Source organism: Candidatus Rhabdochlamydia sp. T3358 (assembly GCF_901000775.1).
Classification (GTDB): Bacteria; Chlamydiota; Chlamydiia; order Chlamydiales; family Rhabdochlamydiaceae; genus Rhabdochlamydia.
In genome coordinates this window covers 1-8271 of the sequence record NZ_CAAJGQ010000038.1, presented here as the reverse complement: position 1 = coordinate 8271, position 8271 = coordinate 1, and the positions used below count along the sequence as shown (strand labels likewise).

Annotated in this window: 5 protein-coding genes; 1 reads left to right on the top strand and 4 read right to left on the bottom strand. The window is 37.5% G+C overall.

Annotation, left to right across the window (positions count from 1 at the left end; all coding sequences use genetic code 11):
* Positions 1–215 precede the first annotated feature (215 nt).
* From RHTP_RS08735 to RHTP_RS08720, 4 genes are all read right to left on the bottom strand, one after another.
* Positions 216–1622 (bottom strand): Fic family protein, encoded by a 1407-nt coding sequence (locus tag RHTP_RS08735; protein WP_138107738.1) that lies wholly within the window; start codon positions 1620–1622, stop codon positions 216–218.
* A gap of 121 nt (positions 1623–1743) precedes the next feature.
* Entirely contained in the window at positions 1744–4812 is a 3069-nt protein-coding gene (locus RHTP_RS08730; protein ID WP_138107737.1) for an efflux RND transporter permease subunit, read from the bottom strand.
* Positions 4809–5906, bottom strand: a complete 1098-nt coding sequence (locus tag RHTP_RS08725) for an efflux RND transporter periplasmic adaptor subunit (protein ID WP_138107736.1) — start codon at positions 5904–5906, stop codon at positions 4809–4811. Before RHTP_RS08725 ends, RHTP_RS08730 begins: the two co-directional genes overlap by 4 nt.
* Entirely contained in the window at positions 5893–7368 is a 1476-nt protein-coding gene (locus RHTP_RS08720; RefSeq protein ID WP_171005795.1) for a TolC family protein, read from the bottom strand. The genes RHTP_RS08725 and RHTP_RS08720 overlap by 14 nt, the downstream gene beginning before the upstream one ends.
* Positions 7369–7615: 247 nt before the next feature.
* On the opposite strand from RHTP_RS08720, the gene RHTP_RS08715 reads away from it, so the two are divergent.
* A partial coding sequence (locus RHTP_RS08715; protein ID WP_138107734.1) for an Rpn family recombination-promoting nuclease/putative transposase occupies positions 7616–8271 on the top strand: 656 nt, incomplete at its 3' end.

The following is an 8271-nucleotide window of genomic DNA, read 5'->3' as shown; positions in this document are numbered from 1 at the left end:
CAACAATTGAGCCTATATGCTCAAGGAACCAAAATTTATGGTACTTACAATGCGACAAATAACCCAGTAGTCGATGTCTTAGAATGTGTAGCAGGACATAAAGGATTTCATACACCACCGGTTCAACTTTTAAAGAACAAATGGAATCGTCTCATTGCCTCCCAGGGACCTCAAGCGAAGTTCCTGGAGATTTGCCACAGTGGAGGACCTAATCATCAAACCCAGCTCTTTAACCATTCATCATATTCTGAGAGTTTTAATCGAAATCGGGCAATGTTTCCTTTGTGCAGACTCATTAGTTCGGTTTCAATAACCTCAATAAACCGTGCTCGATTTTCTAATATAACAACTTCAATGGCTTTTTGTTTGATTGCTGCTACTGCTGCTTGCTTGTTTAAGCATTTACGAATAATTTCTCCTATTGTTGTAATAATAAGATTACGATAGCATAGACGAAAGATGTCTGGTTCTCCCAGTTCCTGGCGTGTTGCTGAATAAAGAGAACTAGATCGTTCATAGGCCCACACAAATACTTCGCGCAATAACTCTATGCGATTTAATTCATATATGCCGAGAAGACCGCTGATATAGGCTTGCTCGGGAACGTCTACAAATGATAAAGGGCATAGATTGGAACGAATTAAGGGAATATTAGCAGCAAGTCTTGATACTCGCTTGTTAACATCTAGGAATGGTTGTAAGTAAGGCAGCTGAACCATTATAAAAAAGGACTGCTCAAAGGGATCTATAATAGCATCAGCTGTATCTAAAATCTGTTGGAAATATTCGTTCACTAGTTGTGGAATTGCCAGAGGTTGATACACCGATTTAGTTATGCCTATTGCTGCTGAGCGTAAACGGCCACAGGCTCTTTGATCATGTAATAAATTGTCTGACAAAAGAGCGTGCAGGTTGCAAATGGTAAAGCTGTTAAATTTCATGAACTCAGCTGATTCTACCATAAATTCAATAGCGGACTTGTGATTTAAAATCATCTGAGCTTCCATGCTATTTTTACCTTCTGGTGCTTCTCCTAGCTCCAATAAACGCTCTGTTTCGAGCAAGGAATACGTATTTCCTTCTAATCGACTTGAATTCCATGACAGGTCAATTAGTAAGCGATTTAAAATATGCCTAGCATAGGTTCCTGCAGGACGCTTGCTATCTTGAGATTTTCCCATTTCAAATAGGTGATCTCGTATATTTTTAGAGAGATAGTATGTTTCATTAGGGCGATACGCATTAAGAAATTCTCGGTTATATCCAATAGGACGACGTGCTTGAATAGGTTGGCGGACATTTAACTGGATAGATAAAGCTGTTGATGATAGGGGAATCAATGACTTAAGAGAAGGAGCATCTTGTAATACTAAAGCTCCTGAAAAAAGAATAGTTGGAGCTTTGTTTTCATTTTCTCTTAGAGAGTACCGTCTGGATCTAGCCTTACCCAATGCGTTTAACCGTCCTTGTTTTATTAAGACAGCTAAATAGCGCTGCAGAGATCTTTTGGGTACAGAGAGCTCTAAAGCTTGTAAAATATCTTCTAGGGAAGCTTGTTTAGGAAAATGTTTTACTGTCTCTATGATAGTATCAAAAATTTTACTATAATTTTGGTTTTTCATGGCTGTCTTTTATGGCGCGATTTATTATAATTGTGTCATTATAAGCTGATTCTGGTTAATTACGCCATTTAAAAATCATTAACGAACTGAATTACGCCAAATTTTAATATTTTTGGCGCGATTAAGAAGAAAGCTTTTTAGAGCGTAGAGAAAGTTTTTCTTCTAATTTTTTTATATAGAGATAAACCACAGGGGTTAGATATAGGGTAACTACCTGTGAAAAGAGTAGGCCTCCTACTATAACAACTCCTAGAGGTTGGCGGGTTTTGGCAATAGAGCCACCTATACCAATTGCAATAGGGACAGCACCCATCATTGCGGCAAAAGTTGTCATAAGGATAGGGCGAAATCTAGTTAAGCACGCTTCAAAAATGGCTTCATGAGCTGTTTTTTTTAAAAGAGCTTGATTGGCAAAGTCAATTAAAATAATGCCATTTTTTAGAACAATGCCAAAGAGCATAATCACACCGACAAAAGCATACAGGGAAAAGCTTTGCTGGAATAAAATAAGGCTTAAAAGTCCTCCCACTGCAGCAGGAGCTAAGGTAGACATTACCGTTATAGGTGAAAAGAAGTTTTCATAGAGAATCCCTAGGATAATGTAAATCAGGAAAAAAGTGATTAAAAGCAGGGATTGCAGGTTGGCAAAAGAGCTTTTAAATACACTAGCCCCCCCTTGCACAGCTCCTTTAACAGTATTAGGGAGGGTTTGTTTTGCAATCATATGAATTTTATCTAAAGCACTGCTTAGTGCTGTGTCTACTAAATTAAAGGAAATAGTAGCAGAAGGGGATGCGTTGAGATGATTTACCGTTAGTGGGCCTGTGCTCTCTTTTATATCGGTAATGGCTGTTAGAGGGACCATTTTCCCCGATGTAGAATGCAACCATAATTGAGATAAAGAGCTCGGATCGCGATAGAACTTAGGAAAGGTTTCCATGATGGCATAGTATTGATAGCTTGAAGTATTGATGGGGGAGAGATTACTTGTAGCATAAGCTAAATTAAGAGCTTGTTCCACTTGCAGTGCACTAATCTGATAGAGAGAAGCTCTGTCGCGCAGAATATGAACTTGGCATCTGGGTTGCGTAATATCTAAATCGCTATTTACATGGCTTAAAAAAGAGAGCTCTGCAAACTTTTTTTGCATGATAGGTGCGTATTTGTAGAGCTCTTCTTCCGATAAACTTTGCATAGTGTATTGGTAATCGGATTTGCTAGATGTTGTTCCTACTTCTAGGTTAATCAACGGCTGTGGTTTGAGAAAGACAGTTGTTCCTGGTATTTTATGAACCAAAGAATACATGTGTGTTAGCAGGGGTTTAAGAGAAAGGCGCTCTTTTAAGGGTTTTAAGCGGATATATAAAAGCCCTTCATTGTCTTGTGGGTAACCTCCAACCGATACAACAGAGGCGATATTTTCATCTTGTGATAAGATACTGGCTAATTGGTTACTAGATTCTGAAACAGCTAAAGGAGAAGTTCCATCTACTGTTTGTAGATAGCCTTGAATAAGCCCAATATCATCTGGTGGTAAAAAGTCTTTCGGAAGTTTGATCATTAAAATGGTCGATAAGCCCAGACTCAATATCCCTAATCCTAAAATGATTTTAGGATGCTTTAAAGCCCAATCAAGTGATTTTTCATAGAGAAGAAGCATTTTACGGTGATAGGCTGCAAAAGTTGCTACCTTTTCTTGATTTGCTTTACGAACTAATCTACTGCATAGAAGAGGGGTTAAAGTCAGAGAAAGAACTCCTGAAATGAAGACGGTAATGACAATGGTCATTGCAAATTCATACAATATCCGTCCGATAATTCCCTGCATGAAAATAATAGGGATAAACACTATGCATAAACAAAGAGTCATCGATAAAATGGTGAAAAAAATTTCCTTAGAGCCTTTTAGGGCAGCATCTATGGCAGATTCGCCCATTTCAACATGGCGTGTGATATTTTCTAATACCACAACGGCATCATCTACTAGATAACCAACAGCTAGTGTAATACCAAGTAGAGATAAGATATTGAGGGTAAAGCCTAGCTTTAAAATGATAATAAAAGCGCCTAAAATAGATAAAGGAATTACAATCAGAGGAATAAGTGTATCTCTTAAGTTTCCTAAGTAGAAAAAGATCACGATAGCAACCAATGCAATGGCTATCAATAAAGTCATCTGTACTTCATGAACTGATTCAAGTATGTATTCCGATTGATCAAAAACTCTTACCAAGCGTAAAGAACTAGGTAATTGCGTAGATAGACTAGGTAGCATTTGATTAACTTTTTGAATAACCGATAGGGTATTAGCACCCGGTCTTTTACGGATAGCAAGACCAACAGATGGGGCTGTATATCCTTTTTCAAAAAATTGTACGGAAAGTTTATCGTTAAGTACGCTATCTATGGCTTGGCCAATATCACAAAAGCGCACAATAGAGCCATCTTGAGCTTTAATGATAATCGGGTTGTAGAGAGCTGCTTTATCTAATTGCCCATCAACATTGAGGGTGAACTCTTGCTTAGGACTAAATAAAGTACCAACGGGTATTTGTACATTCGCTGTTACAACAGCATTAGCTACATCGTTTAAATCAAGTCCTCTAGCTGCTAGTTTCTGTGGATCAACCCTAAGACGAACCGCTTGTGGAGACCCATAGATTAACACTTGTGATACCCCTTCTATTACACTTAATCTTTGAGAAAGAAATGTATAGCTGTAATTGTATAGCTCTCCTCTGGTTAAAACAGGAGAGGTAACGATAAAAAACAAAAGAGAGGTAGCAGTGGGATTGGTTTTTGTATAAATCGGAGCATAGGGGAGATCTTTAGGCAGTTGAGAGCTTGCTGCATTAATGGCTGCTTGTACATCAGCTGCGGCAAGATCTATATTTCGATCTAAATCAAATTGCAGAACAATCGTAGCATTTCCTGTATAGCTAGTAGAAGAGATCGAAGAGATTGCTTCTATAGTAGTAAATTGTTGCTCTAAAGGGACCACGACATTGTTAGAAATGGTTTCTGGATTTGCTCCAGGATAGTCTACTGTTACTGTAATGGTAGGAAAATCAATATCAGGTAGATCGCTGACAGGAAGTTTAAAATAAGATAGGACCCCAAAAAAAGCTATTGTCAGCATGACAAGGACTGTCATTACAGGTCGTTTGATAAATAAAGAGGAGGGATTCACAATACCTCTTTGTTATTTAACCATGTTTGCACAGTAACTTTTTTACCGGGATAGAGATCAAGAAGGCCTTCTGCAACAATTATATCATTAGCGCTAATTCCTGATTCGATACTAGTGGTTCCATTTTCATAGCGTTGACCAATGATAACCGGTGTTGTTTCTACTTCCATGTTCTTATTGATGGTATATACGTAATGACCGTTTTGCCCAACGCCTACTGCTTGAGAGGGAAGAATCAGAGATTCTTTTTCTTCTAGGACAAGTCTTACATCTACAAAATGCCCAGGCCATAGTAAATGGTCGTGATTATCCAGTATTCCTTCTAATAAGACAGCTCCTGTTGCGGTATTAATTTGATTGTCAATGAGTGTTAATTGCCCATCGAAACGCGCAGTGTGATCTAGCGTAGGAAAGATGTATAATTTCAAAAAGGACTCTTGAGAGTGTTTTTGAATAGTAAATAAATCGGTTTCAGGCACAGAAAAATCTACTAAAATGGGATCAATTTGATTAAGCAGAGTGAGCGTAGTATCTTGATTTGTATCAATATAATTACCCGGTTTAAATTGTAATTTGCCTGTAATTGCATCAATAGGAGAGTGAATATAGCAATACTTTAAATTGATTTTAGCGTTTTCTAAATCTGCAACAGATTGTCCTACAACGGCTTTTTGCTCTAAGAAATTAGCCATGTATTGGTCGTAATTGAGTTGTGAAATATAATCTTGTTCTGCTAGCTTTGCATATCTTTGCAGCGTATCTTCTGCTAGTTTTAGTTGTGTGAATGTCTGGAAATACTCCGCTTTTGCTTTGTCTAATGAAGCTTGATAAGGTCTTGGATCAATAACAAGCAGCAAATCTCCTTTCTGTACAAACTGTCCTTCCATAAAATATTGTCCAACCAGAATACCAGAAACCTGAGCGTGAACCTGAATACTGGATTTTGCAGTAATTGTTCCCACATAATCTTTATATACTTCTACCGTTTGCTTCAAAGCGCGTGTTGCAACTACTTCATGTGCTTTAATGACTTGGGGTTTTTTTTGGCAACTACATAATAGAGAGCAAAAAAGCAGAAGCTTAATCCAATTCATTAGCAAAGATCTCCTGAGAATAGATAGTAGTTGGGGAAATCAACCCTGTAGCATAACTTAAATTAGCTAAAGCAAGGTACCAATCTTGCATAGCTTGTGCTTTTTGAGCTCTTGCATCAACAAGAGATGTTTGAGCAGATATGAGATCAAGAATGGTCTGGGTCCCTTGTTGATAACCGCTTAAAGCAACAGCATACTGTTCTTCTGCAGCAGATAAAAACTCTGCAGCCCAATTGAGTGTTTCAAAGACGGTGTGAATATTAGAATGAGCAACAGTAATTTCTTTCATAGCATTTAACTGCAGACTTTTAAGCGTTTCTTCTGCAACTACTACATTAGACTCAGCTTGTTTAATTGCATTGCGGTAGTAAAAACCAGAAAAAATAGGCATACTTACATTAAACGTACTGACAAAGTTGTATTTATCATGAGTGACATTACCATCAAAAGAAAAGTAGGTTTTACCTATTTCAAATTGATAATTCAATTGAGGTAAAACTTGCCGTTTGGTCATTTTGACCATTTGTTCTTGAGAGCGAAGAGCACTCTCAGCAGACAGTAGATCAGCTCTATTTTGTATGCCAATGCTGATTAAGGTTTCTAGCGGTAATATAAGATCATTTTTGGGCAGTTCTTGAGGTAGCTCTTGTGTTTTTAAAGACATATAAGAAGGAAGGCCTATGTCATTTAGCAAAGTTGCAAAAGCTAATTCTAGTTCTTGCTTTTGTGCAGCCCAGTTTGTTTTCTGAGAAAGCAGCTGTGTCTTTGCTTGCAGAAAGTCAGATAAAGGACGCACCCCTAAATGAAGGCCTTGCTCTGTAGCATCTAAAGTAAGCTCGGCATTAAGCACATTTGCAATATTTGCCTGTAGTAGTTCTTTTTGATACAAATAGCTATAAAAATCCGTAATAACGGTTTTTAATAAAGATTGAATGCTATCATTATATTGAAATTGTGCTTGCTCTAATGAATAACGAGCTGCTTCTATATTTGCTTTTTGTGTGCCAAAATCGAATAATAAATAGGATAAAGAAAGCATAGGACCCCAAGTACCAAAATAAATATCAGTCGCCCCTCTTCCTGATTGAAGGGCGCCAGGGGATTGTGTTGCTCCAAAAATGGATTGAGGAGTTATTATGGAAGTTGCCTCAATTTCCGGTTGTCTTGCACGTATAGCTTGGAAAGAGCCGGTTATATTAGGAAAAAACACATTTTGCTTTTGCCCATAAGAAGCAGCAGCAGAAAGCGCTTTTGCCCAACTAGATCTTGTTTGAGGATTGTTTTTTAAAGCGATGGCGATTAACTCAGCAAGTTCATAAGGTTCCTTTTTTTCTAGAAGCTCTGCAGGATACTGCTCTAAGATACAAGGATTGACTTCACGACAAGGAGGTGTAAAACAGGCATAGCTGTACGGATCTATTACAGCGCGGTTAAAGTAACAACCCGTGCATGCGCATAACACAAAAAAACTTTGCAGCAATATTTGCCAACTCATGACTGATAAAAATAGAGAGTAAAATCTCTTATGCTTTTTATCCGCAGTATAGTTACTTTAGCTTTTTGGTCAAAATTTCATTTACCAACCTACCTTAGTATATATAGAGGGAAGCTGCTTCATACAAAATTTGAAGCAAAAGGAATATATGTATAAAAGCAGCTTATTATACAATGTGTGTATCGGCAATAGATAAGGTTGAGGTACTTAAAACATGGTAATTTTCAAATATTTAGATCCAAAAAACGATATAGCCTTTAAGAAAATATTCGGTACAGAAAAAAACAAAGACATTCTGCTTCATTTCTTAAATGATATCCTCGAATTTTCTGGAGATCAAAGCATTGTAGATATCGAGTTCTTATCTCCCATTCTCTCTCCTAAAATTGCTGTTAAAAAACAGAGCATTGTTGATGTTTTATGCAAAGACAAGCTGGGAGTAAAATACATCATTGAAATGCAAGTAACAAAAACCAGAGGTTTTGAAAAGCGCGCTCAATATTACGCATCTCAAGTGTATGGCAATCAAGCAAATATTGGAGATGAGTATCATGAGCTTAAGGAAATCATCTTCATAGCTATAGCTGATTGCATCATCTTTCCTAACAAATCCCATTACAAATCAGACCACGTCATACTCGATAAAGCAACACATGAGCATGATTTGAAAGACTTCTACTTTACCTTTATCGAACTGCCTAAATTTACCAAAAGCAAAGAGGAACTATCCTCCATAGAAGAAAAGTGGTGTTACTTTTTCAAACACGCTCACGAAACCACTGAAGAAGAATTACAGGAAATGATTGGCAACGATGCCATTATCCAAAAAGCCTATACCGCGCTCGACCAGCATTATTGGACAGAGAATGA

Excerpts from the sequence above, each read along its gene's own strand:
- RHTP_RS08735 (WP_138107738.1), bottom strand. The coding sequence starts at position 1,622 with ATGAAAAACCAAAATTATAGTAAAATTTTTGATACTATCATAGAGACA.
- RHTP_RS08725 (WP_138107736.1), bottom strand. The coding sequence starts at position 5,906 with ATGAATTGGATTAAGCTTCTGCTTTTTTGCTCTCTATTATGTAGTTGC.